This window comes from Cobetia sp. AM6, from assembly GCF_009617955.1.
GTDB classification, from domain to species: Bacteria; Pseudomonadota; Gammaproteobacteria; order Pseudomonadales; family Halomonadaceae; genus Cobetia; species Cobetia amphilecti.
The window spans coordinates 2,614,262-2,634,487 of record NZ_AP021868.1 but is presented as its reverse complement, the minus strand read 5'-3'; the positions used below and the strand labels follow the sequence as shown (position 1 = coordinate 2,634,487).

At 59.0% G+C, this 20,226-nt stretch carries 4 protein-coding genes and 1 pseudogene; 4 read left to right on the top strand and 1 reads right to left on the bottom strand.

The genetic code is table 11. The annotated features are described in order from the left end of the window. Positions 1 to 27: 27 nt before the first annotated feature. Positions 28 to 882 (bottom strand): annotated as a pseudogene (locus tag CLAM6_RS11055) (IS5 family transposase). A gap of 445 nt (positions 883 to 1,327) precedes the next feature. Here CLAM6_RS11055 and CLAM6_RS11050 point away from each other — a divergent pair. The 4 genes from CLAM6_RS11050 (at position 1,328) to CLAM6_RS11035 (ending at position 20,042) form a co-directional block, all read left to right on the top strand. Then, positions 1,328 to 15,898: an Ig-like domain-containing protein gene (locus CLAM6_RS11050; protein WP_153636108.1), complete on the top strand. Its 14,571-nt coding sequence runs from the start codon at positions 1,328 to 1,330 to the stop codon at positions 15,896 to 15,898. Positions 15,899 to 15,962: 64 nt separating this feature from the next. Then, positions 15,963 to 17,777 (top strand): TolC family protein, encoded by a 1,815-nt coding sequence (locus CLAM6_RS11045; RefSeq protein ID WP_172978692.1) that lies wholly within the window; start codon positions 15,963 to 15,965, stop codon positions 17,775 to 17,777. 90 nt (positions 17,778 to 17,867) lie between these two features. After that, positions 17,868 to 18,668, top strand: a complete 801-nt coding sequence (locus tag CLAM6_RS11040) for an efflux RND transporter periplasmic adaptor subunit (RefSeq protein WP_153636106.1) — start codon at positions 17,868 to 17,870, stop codon at positions 18,666 to 18,668. Positions 18,669 to 18,701: 33 nt separating this feature from the next. Beyond that, on the top strand, positions 18,702 to 20,042 hold the full coding sequence (locus CLAM6_RS11035; protein WP_153636105.1) for an efflux RND transporter periplasmic adaptor subunit: 1,341 nt from the start codon (positions 18,702 to 18,704) through the stop codon (positions 20,040 to 20,042). Positions 20,043 to 20,226: the final 184 nt, after the last annotated feature.

The following is a 20,226-nucleotide window of genomic DNA, read 5'->3' as shown; positions in this document are numbered from 1 at the left end:
TGATGAGGCTTGCGACCGATTTCATGACTAGGTTCTGTACGAAAAGTCGGCTCGTAGGCAGCGACGTATGCAAGCTAGACATACCATCGCATAAAAGCTACGGGCCAACTTCTCGTACCGCGTCGCAATACGACGGAACTCTTTCAGCCAACTGAAAGAGCGCTCCACGATATTCCGCTTACGGTACATGGGTTTATCGAAACCGCGTGGGAGACCTGGCCGGGGTTTCCGCTTCCATCTTTCGTTGAGCGATGATCGGCTTGATTCGAACGCGGTCGCAGTAACGGCGCAGCTCATCACTGTCATAGCCCTTGTCTGCCACGATGTAGCGGCAACGTTTTCGTGGCCGACCGAGACTCCCCGGTAGGTGAACTTTTTTTAGGGTGGGCATGAAGTACCGGGTATCCGACTCTTGGCCTCCCGATAGTGTGAAAGCGATGGGCCAGCCAAGACAATCACAGATCATATGGATTTTGGTCGTGATGCCCCCACGACTCCGGCCCAAGGCATGGTCTAAGGGTTCTTCAAATCCCCCTTTTTGCCTCCACCAGCGGAGGCGCGCGTTGCACGAACGGCGGTTGAGTCGATCATCCAGGTCTCGAGATCCATCAGGCCATCTTCACGAAGCCGAAGCTGAAGCCGCGACAAGACCGCCTCAAAGGTACCGTCATCACGCCATTGTCGGAACCTGGCGTAGACAGTACTCCAAGGGCCATATCGTTCGGGAAGGTCGCGCCACTTGGCGCCAGAGCAGAGCGCCCAAAAGATACCGTTCAGCGTCTGCCTGTCGTCTTTCCTGGGCCTGCCCATCGATTGAGCCGGTGAGACAATGTCTTCGATCAACTGCCATTGGCTATCAGAGATTTCGTAGCGTCCTGTCATACCGCACCTATGCTGGATGTGCATGAGTCACATTAGCAAAAACGACTTTTCGTACAAAACCTAATCTGCGGCGTTGGCTTCACTTATCTCACTGCCGGATGAAGGTGAGCGGGCATTGCATTGGTATGGTTGTTACAACATCGGTGAAGGCTAGCCTATTTCGGTTGTGATTCTTGGCGAGTTATTGGTGGGTAATATTGAGTTATCTATTGACTTTTTGGTCAGGTGTGATGGGGCATCCTCGTGGATCTCGCGGAAGCTCTCTCGGTACTCCCACGATTAACGCGAAGGGCGTCGGCTCTCTTTTGTTTATCAGCTCTATCTTATATCATCGAAATAATGATTTTTTGGGGGAGGTCTTGATCTGGATGCTGGTTATCATCGTATGATTGAGGTAGCCCAGAATGCTGATACATCGTAGTGTCAGCCCCCCCCCTTGACGAGCATGGACCGCGAGGTTAGGAGCGATAGGATGAGTGATAACAAGACCCCCAAGAATCTACGCCCAGCATTGATTCGCTCCCTGGAGCCTCGGTTCCTGTTCGATGGTGCTGCGGTCGGTACTGCCGCTGATACTGCAACGGATCAGGATTACTCGTCCGATCACGGAACAGCTGAACATGCCCAGCAAGGCAGCATGACGGCAGAAGCCGTGGCAGCTCAATCCCAATCTCCTGCTACCAAGGCATTGCAAGCCAGTCAGGCGGCCCGGCAGCAGGATGATGCCAGCCGTGATCAGCAGTCTGATTCCAGCGACGCTACGGATGGCAATGAAAAGTCTGATGCAGCACATGAAGCTTCTCGAGCTGTTATCTTCGTCGATAGCAACGTTACCAACTATGAGTCACTTGTTGATGAGCTGGACCCCGAAGCTGAGATTGTAGTCCTCAATGGAGAGACTGACGGTGTCGAGCAGATGGCCAGCTATCTGGATGGTCAGCAAGGTATTTCAGCTGTTCACATTCTGTCTCATGGGGAAGAAGGTGAGCTGAGCCTCGGTACTGCAACGCTTGATGCGGCAAGTATGGCTGATGAATATAGCGACGAGCTGGCAACTATCGGCAGCGCCTTGACGCAAGAAGGTGACATCCTTCTTTATGCTTGTGATTTCAGTTCTGGGGATGCAGGCTTGGAGGCGGCGACTCAGCTTGCCAATCTCACGGGAGCAGATATTGCCTCATCGTCTGATGACACGGGTAGCCAAGCTCTTGGGGGGGATTGGGACCTGGAAAACCAGACGGGTGATATTGAAGCCGCTTCAATCGCCGCGACGGCTTGGGGCGGCAAGCTGGCAGATACTGTAGAGCTTGATTTCTCTGGCACTCCTGCTCTTGAAGATGGTAGCGATAAGCAAGCTGGTGCTGTTTATCGCTTCAGTAATGTAGCAGATGGGATAGATGTAATTGTTACTATTGATGCGGTGTCTGATAATACTGAAATAGTTGAGGTTGATAGCAATGAAGGGCTAAGTGAAGGCTTTGTAAGTTATATAACCTCAACCAATCCTAATGGTTACGTTGATTATACACTTGATTTTGTCGACTCTAGTACAGGTGATGCAAGTTATATAAGCTTTACCGCTACAGGTTTTGATCTCGATAATGTTGTAGAGACAATGGCATTTAGTGGGGCCAATGATTATACCACAGAGAATGGCTCTAAAGTGTCAGTGGCGGTAGATTCTGAAACTAGTGTTTTAACTGCACAAGGCTCCGGAAATAATGTGCCTACTGGTCGAGATCAAACTAATAACATGATCTCTGTAGGGTATGAGAATGTCTCTTCGTTTTCTTATAGAGCTGGTGTCTCTGGGTCGCCATCTCAACAATCAGGCCGGTTCATTGGCGCACTTTTTGAAGATGTTCAGACGGGTGTGGCAGGTGATATCAAGTATGTCTCTCCGGTAACTGTCTATCTTCCCGCTGTACGTGATGATTTTGCTGCAACCGAAGCTAATGCTCCGGTCACCTTCGACCCCTTGGCCAACGACGGCCAAGGGGGTGGAGATCTGACGGTTTCAAAAGTCAATGGAGCTGCGATTCAAGCAGGTGGTGATAGTGTCGGCGTGGAAGGCGGTAGTGTTGCCTTGTCAGCGGACGGCGAGTTGATCTTTACGCCTGATGCCGATTATGTCGGCACTTCCGATTTCGAATACACCGTAATTGATGCCAATGGTAATCAGTCCTCCGGGCAGTCTAGTGTCGCTGTCATCATGCCTTATGCAAATCAAAGTGCCTCCGATGGTGATTCATTTGCCTTGGGGACGGCCGATGTTTTTGGTGATTTGGATAATTACGATGACTTGACGTATACGGTCTCAGGTCTACCAGAAGGGCTTTCGATAGATGCTGAAACCGGGGAGATTACAGGAACCCTCACTGCTGATAGTTCCGCGAATGGTCCATACGCCATTACTGTAGTGGGCACTGATTCTCAGGGGAATCAGGTTTCGGACACTTTTGACTTGGCGGTTAATAATCCAGCACCCGTGGCCGGTGCAGATGCTGTGTCTGTGGATGAGAAAGCACCGGCCTCCGGTAATGTGCTAGCCAATGACAATGATGGGCTCAATGACACTGATGCCTTGGTTGTCAGTCAAGTGGGCGAAGATGCTGCCAATGTCGGTCAGCCGACTGCCGGTGACAACGGTGGCCAGTTCACCGTCAATGCCGATGGCAGCTATGACTTCGCGCCGGGCGCGGACTTCGATGACCTCGCGGCTGATGAGACTCGAACTACCACCATCAGTTATCAGGTCAGCGATGGCCAGGGGGGCTTCGATACCTCGACTGTGAGCGTTACTGTCAACGGTGCCAACGATGCGCCAGTGGTCAGTGCCCCGACAGATGACCTTTCAGCCAATGATGCGGATGAGATTGATATTCCTGCGGGTGATGCCTTCAGCGATGTGGATGCCAGTGATGTGCTGTCATTTACCGCTACGGGTTTGCCTGCTGGCCTAAGCATCAACCAGACGACCGGCCGTATCACGGGGACACTGGCATCGGATGCTTCGCAGAATGGTCCCTTCAATATTGTCGTCACAGCTGACGATGGTAATGGCGGCACTGTGACGGATACCATTCTGCTGGAGGTATCCAATATTTCCCCGGAGGCCAATCCGGATCAGAAAACGACAGATGAGAATGCTCTCGCCGTTGGTAATGTGCTTCTGAACGATACCAGTGGTGATAATGATGCCTTGGTGGTGAGCCAAGTGAATGGCGACTCGGCAGGTGTCGGGCAGGCTATCGCTGGCACGCAAGGCGGGGAGTTCACTGTTTCTGAAGATGGCAGTTACGCCTTCATTCCAGGAGCGGACTTCGATGACCTTGCGGTCGATGAGACCCGTACCACCACTATCAGCTACCAAGTCAGTGATGGTCAGGGCGGCGTCGACACCGCGACTCTGAGTGTCACCGTGACCGGCAGCAACGACGCACCGGTGGTCAGCACCCCGACGGCTGATGCGAGTGCCGAGGATGGTGATGCGATCGATATCCCCGCCGGTGATGCCTTCAGTGATGTGGATGACAGTGATGATCTGACCTTCACGGCCGCGGGCCTGCCGGAAGGGGTCACCATCGATCCGGATACCGGACGCATCACGGGCACCCTGACGCCGGATGCCTCGCAGAATGGTCCCTTCGAGATCACTGTCACGGCCGATGATGGCAATGGCGGCACCGTGACCGACACCTTCACGCTGACCCCGAGCAACACCGCACCGGTCGCGCAGGATGACGCTGTTACCGTCGCCGAGAAGGCGCCGGCTTCCGGCAACGTGCTGGATAACGATGTGGATGGTGGCAACGACACGGATAGCCTGAACGTCAGCCAGGTCGGCGAGGATGCCGCCAATGTCGGTCAGCCGACGGCCGGTGACAACGGTGGCCAGTTCACCGTCAATGCCGATGGCAGCTATGACTTCGCGCCGGGCGCGGACTTTGACGACCTCGCGGTCGATGAGACCCGTACCACCACCATCAGCTACCAGGTCAGTGATGGTCAGGGCGGTGTCGACACCGCGACCCTGAGTGTCACCGTGACCGGCACCAACGACGCACCGGTCGTCAGCACACCGACGGTTGATGCGAGTGCCGAAGATGGCGATGCGATCGACATCCCGGCTGGCGATGCCTTCAGTGATGTGGATGGCAGCGATGATCTGACCTTCACGGCGGCGGGCCTGCCGGAAGGGGTCACCATCGACCCGGATACCGGGCGTATCACGGGCACCCTGACGCCGGATGCCTCGCAGAATGGTCCCTTCGAGATCACTGTCACGGCCGATGATGGCAATGGCGGCACCGTGACCGACACCTTCACGCTGACCCCGAGCAACACCGCACCGGTCGCGCAGGATGACGCTGTTACCGTCGCCGAGAAGGCGCCGGCTTCCGGCAACGTGCTGGATAACGATGTGGATGGTGGCAACGACACGGATAGCCTGAACGTCAGCCAGGTCGGCGAGGATGCCGCCAATGTCGGTCAGCCGACGGCCGGTGACAACGGTGGCCAGTTCACCGTCAATGCCGATGGCAGCTATGACTTCGCGCCGGGTGCGGACTTTGACGATCTCGCGGTCGGTGAAGAACGCACCACAACGGTCAGCTACCAGGTCAGTGATGGTCAGGGCGGTGTCGACACCGCGACCCTGAGTGTCACCGTGACCGGCAGTAACGACGTACCGGTGGTCAGCACCCCGACGGCTGATGCGAGTGCCGAGGATGGTGATGCGATCGATATCCCCGCCGGTGATGCCTTCAGTGATGTGGATGACAGTGATGATCTGACCTTCACGGCCGCAGGCCTGCCGGAAGGGGTCACCATCGACCCGGATACCGGACGTATCACGGGCACCCTGACGCCGGATGCCTCGCAGAATGGTCCCTTCGAGATCACTGTCACGGCCGATGATGGCAATGGCGGCACCGTGACCGACACCTTCACGCTGACCCCGAGCAACACCGCACCGGTCGCGCAGGATGACGCTGTTACCGTCGCCGAGAAGGCGCCGGCTTCCGGCAACGTGCTGGATAACGATGTGGATGGTGGCAACGACACGGATAGCCTGAACGTCAGCCAGGTCGGCGAGGATGCCGCCAATGTCGGTCAGCCGACGGTCGGTGACAACGGTGGCCAGTTCACCGTCAATGCCGATGGCAGCTATGACTTCGCGCCGGGCGCGGACTTTGACGACCTCGCGGTCGATGAGACCCGTACCACCACCATCAGCTACCAGGTCAGTGATGGTCAGGGCGGTGTCGACACCGCGACCCTGAGTGTCACCGTGACTGGCACCAACGACGCACCGGTCGTTAGCACACCGACGGTTGATGCGAGTGCCGAAGATGGCGATGCGATCGACATCCCGGCTGGCGATGCCTTCAGTGATGTGGATGGCAGCGATGATCTGACCTTCACGGCGGCGGGCCTGCCGGAAGGGGTCACCATCGACCCGGATACCGGGCGTATCACGGGCACCCTGACACCGGATGCCTCGCAGAATGGTCCCTTCGAGATCACTGTCACGGCCGATGATGGCAATGGCGGCACCGTCATCGACACCTTCACGCTGACCCCGAGCAACACCGCACCGGTCGCGCAGGATGACGCTGCTACCGTCGCCGAGAAGGCGCCGGCCTCCGGCAACGTGCTGGATAACGATGCGGACGGTGGCAACGACACGGATACCCTGAACGTCAGCCAGGTCGGCGAGGATGCCGCCAATGTCGGTCAGCCGACGGCCGGTGACAACGGTGGCCAGTTCACCGTCAATGCCGATGGCAGCTATGACTTCGCGCCGGGTGCGGACTTCGATGGCCTCGCGGTCGATGAGACCCGTACCACCACCATCAGCTACCAGGTCAGTGATGGTCAGGGTGGCGTCGACACCGCGACCCTGAGTGTCACCGTGACCGGCACCAACGACGCACCGGTGGTCAGCACCCCGACGGCTGATGCGAGTGCCGAGGATGGTGATGCGATCGATATCCCCGCCGGTGATGCCTTCAGTGATGTGGATGACAGTGATGATCTGACCTTCACGGCCGCGGGCCTGCCGGAAGGGGTCACCATCGACCCGGATACCGGGCGTATCACGGGCACCCTGACACCGGATGCCTCCCAGAACGGTCCCTTCGAGATCACCGTCACGGCCGATGATGGCAATGGCGGCACCGTCACCGACACCTTCACGCTGACCCCGAGCAACACCGCACCGGTCGCGCAGGATGACGCTGTTACCGTCGCCGAGAAGGCGCCGGCTTCCGGCAACGTGCTGGATAACGATGTGGATGGTGGCAACGACACGGATAGCCTGAACGTCAGCCAGGTCGGCGAGGATGCCGCCAATGTCGGTCAGCCGACGGCCGGTGACAACGGTGGCCAGTTCACCGTCAATGCCGATGGCAGCTATGACTTCGCGCCGGGTGCGGACTTTGACGATCTCGCGGTCGGTGAAGAACGCACCACAACGGTCAGCTACCAGGTCAGTGATGGTCAGGGCGGTGTCGACACCGCGACCCTGAGTGTCACCGTGACCGGCAGTAACGACGTACCGGTGGTCAGCACCCCGACGGCTGATGCGAGTGCCGAGGATGGTGATGCGATCGATATCCCCGCCGGTGATGCCTTCAGTGATGTGGATGACAGTGATGATCTGACCTTCACGGCCGCAGGCCTGCCGGAAGGGGTCACCATCGACCCGGATACCGGACGTATCACGGGCACCCTGACGCCGGATGCCTCGCAGAATGGTCCCTTCGAGATCACTGTCACCGCGGATGATGGCAATGGTGGCACCGTGACCGACACCTTCACGCTGACACCGAGCAACACCGCACCGGTCGCGCAGGATGACGCCGCTACCGTCGCCGAGAAGGCGCCGGCCTCCGGCAACGTGCTGGATAACGATGCGGACGGTGGCAACGACACGGATACCCTGAACGTCAGCCAGGTCGGCGAGGATGCCGCCAATGTCGGTCAGCCGACTGCCGGTGACAACGGTGGCCAGTTCACCGTCAATGCCGATGGCAGCTATGACTTCGCGCCGGGCGCGGACTTCGATGACCTCGCGGTCGATGAGACCCGTACCACCACCATCAGCTACCAGGTCAGTGATGGTCAGGGCGGCGTGGATACCGCGACCCTGAGTGTCACCGTGACCGGCACCAACGACGCACCGGTGGTTAGCACCCCGACGGCTGATGCGAGTGCCGAGGATGGTGATGCGATCGATATCCCCGCCGGTGATGCCTTCAGTGATGTGGATGACAGTGATGGTCTGACCTTCACGGCCGCGGGCCTGCCGGAAGGGGTCACCATCGATCCGGATACCGGACGCATCACGGGCACCCTGACGCCGGATGCCTCGCAGAATGGCCCCTTCGAGATCACTGTCACCGCGGATGATGGCAATGGTGGCACCGTGACCGACACCTTCATCCTGACATCGGGCAACACCGCACCGGTCGCGCAGGATGACGCCGCTACCGTCGCCGAGAAGGCGCCGGCCTCCGGCAACGTGCTGGATAACGATGCGGACGGTGGCAACGACACGGATACCCTGAACGTCAGCCAGGTCGGCGAGGATGCCGCCAATGTCGGTCAGCCGACTGCCGGTGACAACGGTGGCCAGTTCACCGTCAATGCCGATGGCAGCTATGACTTCGCGCCGGGCGCAGACTTCGATGACCTTGCGGTCGATGAGACCCGTACCACTACCATCAGCTACCAGGTCAGTGATGGTCAGGGCGGCGTCGACACCGCGACCCTGAGTGTCACCGTGACCGGCACCAACGACGCACCGGTGGTCAGCACCCCGACGGCTGATGCGAGTGCCGAGGATGGTGATGCGATCGATATCCCCGCCGGTGATGCCTTCAGTGATGTGGATGACAGTGATGATCTGACCTTCACGGCCGCGGGCCTGCCGGAAGGGGTCACCATCGACCCGGATACCGGACGCATCACGGGCACCCTGACGCCGGATGCCTCGCAGAATGGTCCCTTCGAGATCACTGTCACCGCGGATGATGGCAATGGTGGCACCGTGACCGACACCTTCATCCTGACACCGAGCAACACCGCACCGGTCGCGCAGGATGACCAGAGGGAAACTGCCGAAAATATCGTGGCGATTGGCAATGTCCTGATGAATGACACAGATGGTGGCAATGATAGCGATGATCTCGGTGTCAGTCAGATCAATGGAAGTGCCGCCGATATTGGCCAGCCCGTCGAGGGGAATAATGGTGGCCAGTTCACCATAGGTGTTGATGGGGGCTATGCCTTCAATCCTGGTGGTGATTTCGATGACCTTGCGGTCAATGAAACCCGCACCACAACGGTCAGCTACCAGGTCAGTGATGGTCAGGGCGGTGTGGATACCGCCACTCTGAGCATCACCGTGACCGGCACCAACGTCGCACCGGTCGCTGTGGCAGATACCAATGTCACGACAGAGAACAGCTCTGTCAGTGGCGACGTCTTGCTCAATGATAGCGATGTGGATGCCAGTGACATTCTGAGCGTCAGCCAGGTCGGTGAAGATGCCGCCAATGTCGGTCAGCCGACGGCCGGTGACAACGGTGGCCAGTTCACAGTCAACGCCGATGGCAGCTATGACTTCGCGCCGGGCGCGGACTTCGATGATCTTGCGGTCGGTGAAGAACGCACCACAACGGTCAGCTATCAGGTCAGTGATGGTCAGGGCGGCGTGGATACCGCCACTCTGAGCGTCACCGTGACTGGCAGCAACGATGCACCGGTGGTCAGCACCCCGACGGCTGATGCGAGTGCCGAAGATGGCGATGCGATCGACATCCCGGCTGGCGATGCCTTCAGTGATGTGGATGGCAGCGATGATCTGACCTTCACGGCGGCGGGCCTGCCGGAAGGGGTCACCATCGACCCGGATACCGGGCGTATCACGGGCACCCTGACGCCGGATGCCTCCCAGAACGGTCCCTTCGAGATCACCGTCACGGCCGATGATGGCAATGGCGGCACCGTCACCGACACCTTCACGCTGACCCCGAGCAACACCGCACCGGTCGCGCAGGATGACGCTGTTACAGTCGCCGAGAAGGCGCCGGCTTCCGGCAACGTGCTGGATAACGATGTGGATGGTGGCAACGACACGGATACCCTGAACGTCAGCCAGGTCGGCGAGGATGCCGCCAATGTCGGCCAGCCGACGGCCGGTGACAACGGTGGCCAGTTCACCGTCAATGCCGATGGCAGCTATGACTTCGCGCCGGGTGCGGACTTTGACGATCTCGCGGTCGGTGAAGAACGCACCACAACGGTCAGCTATCAGGTCAGTGATGGTCAGGGCGGCGTGGATACCGCCACTCTGAGCGTCACCGTGACTGGCAGCAACGATGCACCGGTGGTCAGCACCCCGACGGCTGATGCGAGTGCCGAAGATGGCGATGCGATCGACATCCCGGCTGGCGATGCCTTCAGTGATGTGGATGGCAGCGATGATCTGACCTTCACGGCGGCGGGCCTGCCGGAAGGGGTCACCATCGACCCGGATACCGGGCGTATCACGGGCACCCTGACGCCGGATGCCTCCCAGAACGGTCCCTTCGAGATCACCGTCACGGCCGATGATGGCAATGGCGGCACCGTGACCGACACCTTCACGCTGACCCCGAGCAACACCGCACCGGTCGCGCAGGATGACGCTGTTACCGTCGCCGAGAAGGCGCCGGCTTCCGGCAACGTGCTGGATAACGATGTGGATGGTGGCAACGACACGGATAGCCTGAACGTCAGCCAGGTCGGCGAGGATGCCGCCAATGTCGGTCAGCCGACGGCCGGTGACAACGGTGGCCAGTTCACCGTCAATGCCGATGGCAGCTATGACTTCGCGCCGGGTGCGGACTTTGACGATCTCGCGGTCGGTGAAGAACGCACCACAACGGTCAGCTACCAGGTCAGTGATGGTCAGGGCGGTGTCGACACCGCGACCCTGAGTGTCACCGTGACTGGCACCAACGACGCACCGGTCGTCAGCACACCGACGGCTGATGCGAGTGCCGAAGATGGCGATGCGATCGATATCCCCGCCGGCGATGCCTTCAGTGATGTGGATGGCAGCGATGATCTGATCTTCACGGCGGCGGGCCTGCCGGAAGGGGTCACCATCGACCCGGATACCGGGCGTATCACGGGCACCCTGACGCCGGATGCCTCGCAGAATGGTCCCTTCGAGATCACTGTCACGGCCGATGATGGCAATGGCGGCACCGTGACCGACACCTTCATCCTGACATCAAGCAACACCGCACCGGTCGCGCAGGATGACGCCGCTACCGTCGCCGAGAAGGCGCCGGCTTCCGGCAACGTGCTGGATAACGATGTGGATGGTGGCAACGACACGGATACCCTGAACGTCAGCCAGGTCGGCGAGGATGCCGCCAATGTCGGCCAGCCGACGGCCGGTGACAACGGTGGCCAGTTCACCGTCAATGCCGATGGCAGCTATGACTTCGCGCCGGGTGCGGACTTTGACGATCTCGCGGTCGGTGAAGAACGCACCACAACGGTCAGCTACCAGGTCAGTGATGGTCAGGGCGGTGTCGACACCGCGATCCTGAGTGTCACCGTGACTGGCACCAACGACGCACCGGTCGTCAGCACACCGACGGCTGATGCGAGTGCCGAAGATGGCGATGCGATCGATATCCCCGCCGGTGATGCCTTCAGTGATGTGGATGACAGTGATGATCTGACCTTCACGGCCGCGGGCCTGCCGGACGGGGTCGCCATCGACCCGGACACTGGACGCATCACGGGCACCCTGACGCCGAATGCCTCGCAGAATGGTCCCTTCGAGATCACTGTCACCGCGGATGATGGCAATGGCGGCACCGTGACCGACACCTTCACGCTGACCCCGAGCAACACCGCACCGGTCGCGCAGGATGACGCCGCTACCGTCGCCGAGAAGGCGCCGGCTTCCGGCAACGTGCTGGATAACGATGTGGATGGTGGCAACGACACGGATAGCCTGAACGTCAGCCAGGTCGGCGAGGATGCCGCCAATGTCGGTCAGCCGACTGCCGGTGACAACGGTGGCCAGTTCACCGTCAATGCCGATGGCAGCTATGACTTCGCGCCGGGCGCGGACTTCGACGACCTCGCGGTCGATGAGACCCGTACCACCACCATCAGCTACCAGGTCAGTGATGGTCAGGGCGGTGTCGACACCGCGACCCTGAGTGTCACCGTGACCGGCACCAACGACGCACCGGTCGCTATGGCAGATACCAACGTCACGACAGAGAACAGCTCTGTCAGTGGCGACATCTTGCTCAATGATAGCGATGTGGATGCCAGTGACATTCTGAGCGTCAGCCAGGTCGGTGAAGATGCCGCCAATGTCGGTCAGCCGACGGCCGGTGACAACGGTGGCCAGTTCACCGTCAATGCCGATGGCAGCTATGACTTCGCGCCGGGTGCGGACTTTGACGATCTCGCGGTCGGTGAAGAACGCACCACAACGGTCAGCTACCAGGTCAGTGATGGTCAGGGCGGTGTCGACACCGCGACCCTGAGTGTCACCGTGACTGGCACCAACGACGCACCGGTCGTCAGCACACCGACGGCTGATGCGAGTGCCGAAGATGGCGATGCGATCGATATCCCCGCCGGTGATGCCTTCAGTGATGTGGATGACAGTGATGATCTGACCTTCACGGCCGCGGGCCTGCCGGAAGGGGTCACCATCGACCCGGATACCGGGCGTATCACGGGCACCCTGACACCGGATGCCTCCCAGAACGGTCCCTTCGAGATCACCGTCACGGCCGATGATGGCAATGGCGGCACCGTCACCGACACCTTCACGCTGACCCCGAGCAACACCGCACCGGTCGCGCAGGATGACGCTGTTACCGTCGCCGAGAAGGCGCCGGCTTCCGGCAACGTGCTGGGTAACGATGTGGATGGTGGCAACGACACGGATACCCTGAGCGTCAGCCAGGTCGGCGAGGATGCCGCCAATGTCGGTCAGCCGACGGCCGGTGACAACGGTGGCCAGTTCACCGTCAATGCCGATGGCAGCTATGACTTCGCGCCGGGCGCGGACTTTGACGACCTCGCGGTCGATGAGACCCGTACCACCACCATCAGCTACCAGGTCAGTGATGGTCAGGGCGGTGTCGACACCGCGACCCTGAGTGTCACCGTGACCGGCACCAACGACGCACCGGTCGCTATGGCAGATACCAACGTCACGACAGAGAACAGCTCTGTCAGTGGCGACGTCTTGCTCAATGATAGCGATGTGGATGCCAGTGACATTCTGAGCGTCAGCCAGGTCGGTGAAGATGCCGCCAATGTCGGTCAGCCGACGGCCGGTGACAACGGTGGCCAGTTCACCGTCAATGCCGATGGCAGCTATGACTTCGCGCCGGGTGCGGACTTTGACGATCTCGCGGTCGGTGAAGAACGCACCACAACGGTCAGCTACCAGGTCAGTGATGGTCAGGGCGGTGTCGACACCGCGACCCTGAGTGTCACCGTGACTGGCACCAACGACGCACCGGTCGTCAGCACACCGACGGCTGATGCGAGTGCCGAAGATGGCGATGCGATCGATATCCCCGCCGGTGATGCCTTCAGTGATGTGGATGACAGTGATGATCTGACCTTCACGGCCGCGGGCCTGCCGGACGGGGTCGCCATCGACCCGGACACCGGACGCATCACGGGCACCCTGACGCCGAATGCCTCGCAGAATGGTCCCTTCGAGATCACTGTCACCGCGGATGATGGCAATGGCGGCACCGTGACCGACACCTTCACGCTGACCCCGAGCAACACCGCACCGGTCGCGCAGGATGACGCCGCTACCGTCGCCGAGAAGGCGCCGGCTTCCGGCAACGTGCTGGATAACGATGTGGATGGTGGCAACGACACGGATACCCTGAACGTCAGCCAGGTCGGCGAGGATGCCGCCAATGTCGGCCAGCCGACGGCCGGTGACAACGGTGGCCAGTTCACCGTCAATGCCGATGGCAGCTATGACTTCGCGCCGGGTGCGGACTTTGACGATCTCGCGGTCGGTGAAGAACGCACCACAACGGTCAGCTACCAGGTCAGTGATGGTCAGGGCGGTGTCGACACCGCGACCCTGAGTGTCACCGTGACCGGCAGTAACGACGTACCGGTGGTCAGCACCCCGACGGCTGATGCGAGTGCCGAGGATGGTGATGCGATCGATATCCCCGCCGGTGATGCCTTCAGTGATGTGGATGACAGTGATGATCTGACCTTCACGGCCGCAGGCCTGCCGGAAGGGGTCACCATCGACCCGGATACCGGACGTATCACGGGCACCCTGACGCCGGATGCCTCGCAGAATGGTCCCTTCGAGATCACTGTCACGGCCGATGATGGCAATGGCGGCACCGTGACCGACACCTTCACGCTGACCCCGAGCAACACCGCACCGGTCGCGCAGGATGACGCTGTTACCGTCGCCGAGAAGGCGCCGGCTTCCGGCAACGTGCTGGGTAACGATGTGGATGGTGGCAACGACACGGATACCCTGAGCGTCAGCCAGGTCGGCGAGGATGCCGCCAATGTCGGCCTGCCGACGGCCGGTGACAACGGTGGCCAGTTCACCGTCAATGTCGATGGCAGCTATGACTTCGCGCCGGGTGCGGACTTCGATGACCTCGCGGTCGATGAGACCCGTACCACCACCATCAGCTACCAGGTCAGTGATGGTCAGGGCGGCGTCGACACCGCGACCCTGAGTGTCACCGTGACCGGCACTGATGATGCACCCGTGGTCGTCTCGGAAATTCCAGATCGTGCGGTCGGGAATGGTGGGGATGTCTCTATTCCGGCAGGTGAAGCATTTGCGGACACGGATGCTTCGGATGAGCTGACTTACTCGGCAACAGGCTTGCCCGACGGCTTGGTTATAGACCCGTCAACTGGCCAGATTACAGGTCAGCTGGCCCTTGATGCCTCACTGAATGCCCCTTATGCCATCACTGTCACGGCTGATGACGGTAATGGTGGGACTGTCAGTTATAGATTTACATTATCTGTCCCGAGTGAGCCTCTTGCACTGCCGAACTCCACCCAAGCCCCAAGCACCTTTGTGCCTGATAACCGCGTTACGGCTCCTTATGCCAATCAAGTACTGGACGCTGATGGACTTGGCACTGATGGGCTTGACGCTGATACAGATCAGGGGCAAGGAAGTGGCAATGACATTGGCAATCTGGATAACTTCCTTCGGGCGGGGGTTGATAATGGCCTGAACGATCTTGGCCAGTTTGGTTTGCCGGAAGCGATGACAGTTCGTTATCAGGGGACTCAGACAGATGGCTCTCCATTGCCGGGTACTCTGGCGGTGGATGGTAGTAGTGGCCAGCTCTCCGGGAAGCTGCCTCCGGGTATGGATCGTGCACGAATTACCGTGATCGGGGTCGATGAGTACGGCAATACGAAGACTCGCGAAGTGCTGGTTGATGCCGATGGCAATGTTTTGGAAGAGCACGAGGATCAAGTGCTATATCGTCGTCTCGATGTCAGCATTGACTCTCAGGGTTCGGCGGAAATTGTGCATGAAGAGAATACCGGTAACGATATGCAGATCGACCGCATGAGCTTGACCGGAACACAACTTTCGATCTTGGTGAATGATCCACGTGCAGCGGGAGTTTCTCGTTATGAAGGGTCGCTTGGAGATGGTTCCGTGTTGCCTGATGGATTGACCATTGACCCAGAGACTGGCGATATCACGGGAGATATTGCTGGACTTGAGCACTCTCTGAATGTCCGGATCGTGGCTGTTTCAGGCGATGGAACGGTGCGTATATTGTCCTTGGATATCGCTTTGCCTGCTGAAGTGGATACGGCGGGGGCACGCTGGCAGTCGCTGGACCAGCAGGCGGAAGACGCCTTGGCAGAAGTTGGCGATAATCGACAGGAAGAGAGTTTGGCTAATCGCCTTGCCCGCATGCTTCAATTGTCATGAAACACCGAAGATTAGTGTGAACAATAAGCCAGATTTCAATGATATGACTTCAGGAAAGGGACTCATGAGTCAAAAGCTACTTGCGGTATCACCTTTGGCAGCGCTGCTTCTCCTCAGTGGTTGTGCTGTGAACCCTAGCCCACTGACGATGGCGGAAATACAGCCGAAGGCAGCGGAAGACGTAAAGACGCTCAATGCCTCACAGAGTGAGGTGACCGGCCTTCTGACGCCAGAAATGGCAGTGGCTCGTGCGCTGCTCTATAACCGTGACCGTCATGTGAAGACGATGCAGACAGCGTTGCGTAGTCAGCAGTTGGATGCTGCCAACTATGACATGCTGCCATCACTGACGGCTCGAGCAGGCTATACGACTCGCAGTGAATATGAAGCAACGCAGAGCGTACCATTCGTGGATGGTGAGCCGGGGGAGCCCACCAATGACAATAGTTATAGCGTGTCTCAGGAGCGAAACCGCAAGACTTATGGCATAGATTTCACTTGGAGCATTCTGGATTTCGGACTCTCCTATGTGCGTGCCAATCAAAGTGCCGATCAGTATCTGATTTCCGTCGAGGAAGAACGCAAGGCAGTTCAGAATCTTGCTCAGGAAGTACGCACTGCTTACTGGAAATCAGTCTCTGCGGACCGCTTGCTCAGCAAGGTTGATCCGCTCATGGTACGGGTCAATGAGGCGCTGGAGCATAGTCGTGCGATTTCTCGTCAGCGTCTTTCCAGTCCTCTCGACAGTTATTCCTATGAACGCAGTCTGCTGGATGTGAAGCGTAGTCTGGACAGCCTGCGTAACGAGTTGATCGGGGCGCGAGAGAAGCTGGCCAGTCTGATGGGGCTACCGCCGACCACGTCGCTGGAGCTACCGCAATACGATACGGCGCAGCTCAAGGCACCCAAAGCCAAGCTGGACGTGGCGACCATGGAGCAGACAGCACTGCTGATGCGTCCGGAAGTACTGACCACGCATTACCGTGAGCGTATTGCACGTGATGAAGTCCGCGCATCCTTGCTCAAGATGTTCCCGGACCTGAGCTTCTCGGCGAGTTATTCCTACGATGACAACCAGTACTTGCTGTTCCAGGACTGGACTAGCGCAGGTGCCGCAGTCAGTTATGACCTTCTCAATGTCTTCCAGGCTAGTGCCAACAAGGAAGCTGCCGAGACAAGCGTCGAGATTACTCGTCAGGAACGCCTGGCCGCATCGCTTGCCGTCCTGACTCAGGTACATCTGGCGCAGTTAAAGTACATGGCCGCTAATCGTGATCTCGGGACGGCTCAGAATTATCTGCAAGTCTCACGGAACATTTCAGACCTGGTTACCCAGCAATCGCGCTCTGGCAGCATTGGCGAGCTGACTGCCATCAAGGAACAGCTCAACTCTCTGATTGCTGAGCTACGTCGTGATCTTGCCTACGCACAGATCCAGAATGCCTATGCGCGTGTTTACCAGAGCATTGGCCTTGATCCGTATCCGAAACTTGAAGGCAAGGCTGAGCCGGCGCAGCTTGCGAGTGCGCTGGTGCAGCGTCGTCAGGACTGGGATGACGGCCAGATCGGTGTCGTGGTAGAGCCGATTGCTGAGCAGTCCCCGGTACTGTCGCAAGGGGACAACGGAGGGGCACCGTCCTTCAGCTTTGATGCAAATACCTTTGCCGTCGCCGGCCCTGTGCATTACAGCTTCTCTACCCCCGCTGGGGAAGGGCTTCCGCAATGGCTGACATTCTCGCAGGCTACGCGTACTTTCACTGCTGCACCGGACGCGCCTGCTACGCCGCTGACCATCACGGTCAAGGCCGAGAATGACAAGGGTGTCTATGCTCTGGATCGCTTCGTTCTTGCGCCGGGTGATAGTCTTACTGAGGCCTAGGTTTCAGGAGCGAGCAACTCGTTGAGTGGGCGCCGTCTATCGTGGGCGGCGCTCCTTTTGTTTTGTCTGCCAGGAAAGGTGACCTCAAGCATGAAAACTCGCGATATGCGACACCGCTGCCCGCAGTCCTTGCGTAGCCTTGTGGTGCTGTCCTGCGCCACTCTTTTGATGTCGACGGTACAAGCGGCCAAGGCTGCGGATGAGGCGCAGGCGGCATTGGAACCTCAACGGGCTGTGATCGAGGCGACCGATAGAGCGACCATCAGCAGTGAAGTGAGTGGACGTATCGAATCGATGGCGTTTCGTGAAGGGGATGCTTTCACGAAGGGGCAAGTACTGGTCAAGATGGATTGTGGTCAGTATGCCGCTGAGCGTGATCGAGTGGGGGCTAGGCTTGCCAGTGCCCGTCGCAAGCTGGAGAACAATCGGCGACTTCTGGAGTTGCGCTCAGTCGGTCAGTTGGAGGTGGACCTTTCACGTTTGGCCGTCAATGAAAGTGATGCCGAATATCGGATCGCGCGGACCAATGTGAACCGCTGCGCCATCAAGGCACCTTATGACGGGCGAGTGGTCGAGCGCAAAGCAAGCGTGGGGCAAAGTGTTCAAGCTCAGGCTGAACTTCTGGCAATCGTGGGGAAGAAGCTCGAAGCGAGAGTCATCGTGCCCGCAGACTGGCTTGCTTGGTTAGAACCGGGGCGCCAGGCGCAATTGACCATCGAGGAGACTCGCGAGAACGTCGCTGCCAAGGTAACGCGAATTGGGGCCAGTGTGGACCCTGTGAGTCATACCATTCCCATCTGGGCTGAGATCGATGTCACGGCATCCCTGCGTCCAGGCATGACTGCCTCGGCAATTTTCACGCCTCCCATTGATCTCGCGCAGGAGCGGTAATGCAATGCATTGGTCAGCAAGAGAGAGTGTGAAGTGAGTGAGCCGAATCAGTTCGATACCCCGCGATTGTCTGCCCTGTTCGATGTTGAGCACCGTATCCGTCGAGCCGAGACGCTCAAGGCGCTTCGCTACGTCGCGGTCAATGAATCTCGGCAGGTGGTGGATTATCAGCAGGCAGTCATTGTAGAGCGATCAGGTGTCAAAGGCTGGCGTGTGACGGCGTTAGCCAATGTGCCGTCAGTCGATCGCAATAGCCTCTATGTCCAGTGGGTTGAGCATGTCATGGCCCACCAGCTCTCCAAGAGTGCTGAGCCGTATGTGCTCGACAGCCACGCAATGGATGATTGGGCGAAGGATACCTGGCCAGAGGTATGCCCAGGCCAGGTATTGCTGGTGCCTCTGGATACACGGGAAGGCACAGCTTCGTGGTTGCTGCTGGCTCGTGAAGAGCCCTGGACTGCAGGAGCGATGAATCTGGCTGCTCATCTTGGCGAGGTGACCGGGCATGCCGCACATGCCTTCGTGGAAGTGCGCAAGCGAGGACGATTGCGTCACTGGTTCACTTCATCACGCTTCTGGTGGGGCTCCCTTTTACTGATCCTTATGATCCTGTGCTTGCCTGTTCGTCTATCTGCGTTAGCGCCCGCCGAATTGGTCGCGAGAGCGCCTTTGGTCGTGTCAGCACCGATGGATGGTGTCGTGGACCGGGTCCTGGTTGAGCCCAATGCTCGTGTCGAGGCAGGTCAGCCGTTGGTCAAGTTGCAGGATATTGAGGCCAAGGCCAGATTCAAGGTGGCTGATCAGGCTCTCAATGTTGCGCAGGCTCGCTTTGAGCAGGCGCGACAGGAAGCCTTTCGCGATGCCAAGTCGCGTGCCAGCATGGCCGCACTTAGTGCTGAGCGTGATCTGAGGCAGGTGCAACGCAGCTATGCCGAGACTCAGCTTGGGCAAGTGGTATTAAAAGCCGACGAGGCTGGATTGGCCATCTTTGATGATCCCAACGAGTGGGCCGGGCGACCGGTGCGCACGGGGGAGCGCATCATGCAGCTGGCCGACCCTGACGAACGTAAAGTGAGTATCGAGCTGCCGGTCGAAGATGCCTTGGTGCTCTTCGAGGGCGCCCCCGTCACACTGTTTCTCGATTCGCGCCCACTGTCGCCAATAGAAGGGCAGGTAGAGCGTGTCAGCTACAAACCTGTGCTCAATGGGCGTGACCAGCTTGTCTATCACGTCTCTGCAGCCCTCGATGAGTCCCCGGATTTCTTGAGAATCGGCTTGCGCGGAACCGCGCGTGTCAGTGGTGAGCGCGTTCCTCTGGCTTATTATCTGTTCCGCCGTCCTCTGGCTGGACTGCGCCAGGCCCTGGGGGTATAGGAGATGCATACCGGAGAGATTCCGCCAAGCCATCTGCTCCCGGAGCAACCACCAGCCGCAGAGCATCCTTTGCCAGAGCTGCGAGCGGACCTTCGCTTGAATCGCAGTGCACCGGATACCGATGGCGCTCCCATGTGGACGCTGTTTGATCCTCTCCGTGGGGGGTACTTTCACCTCCACCTTG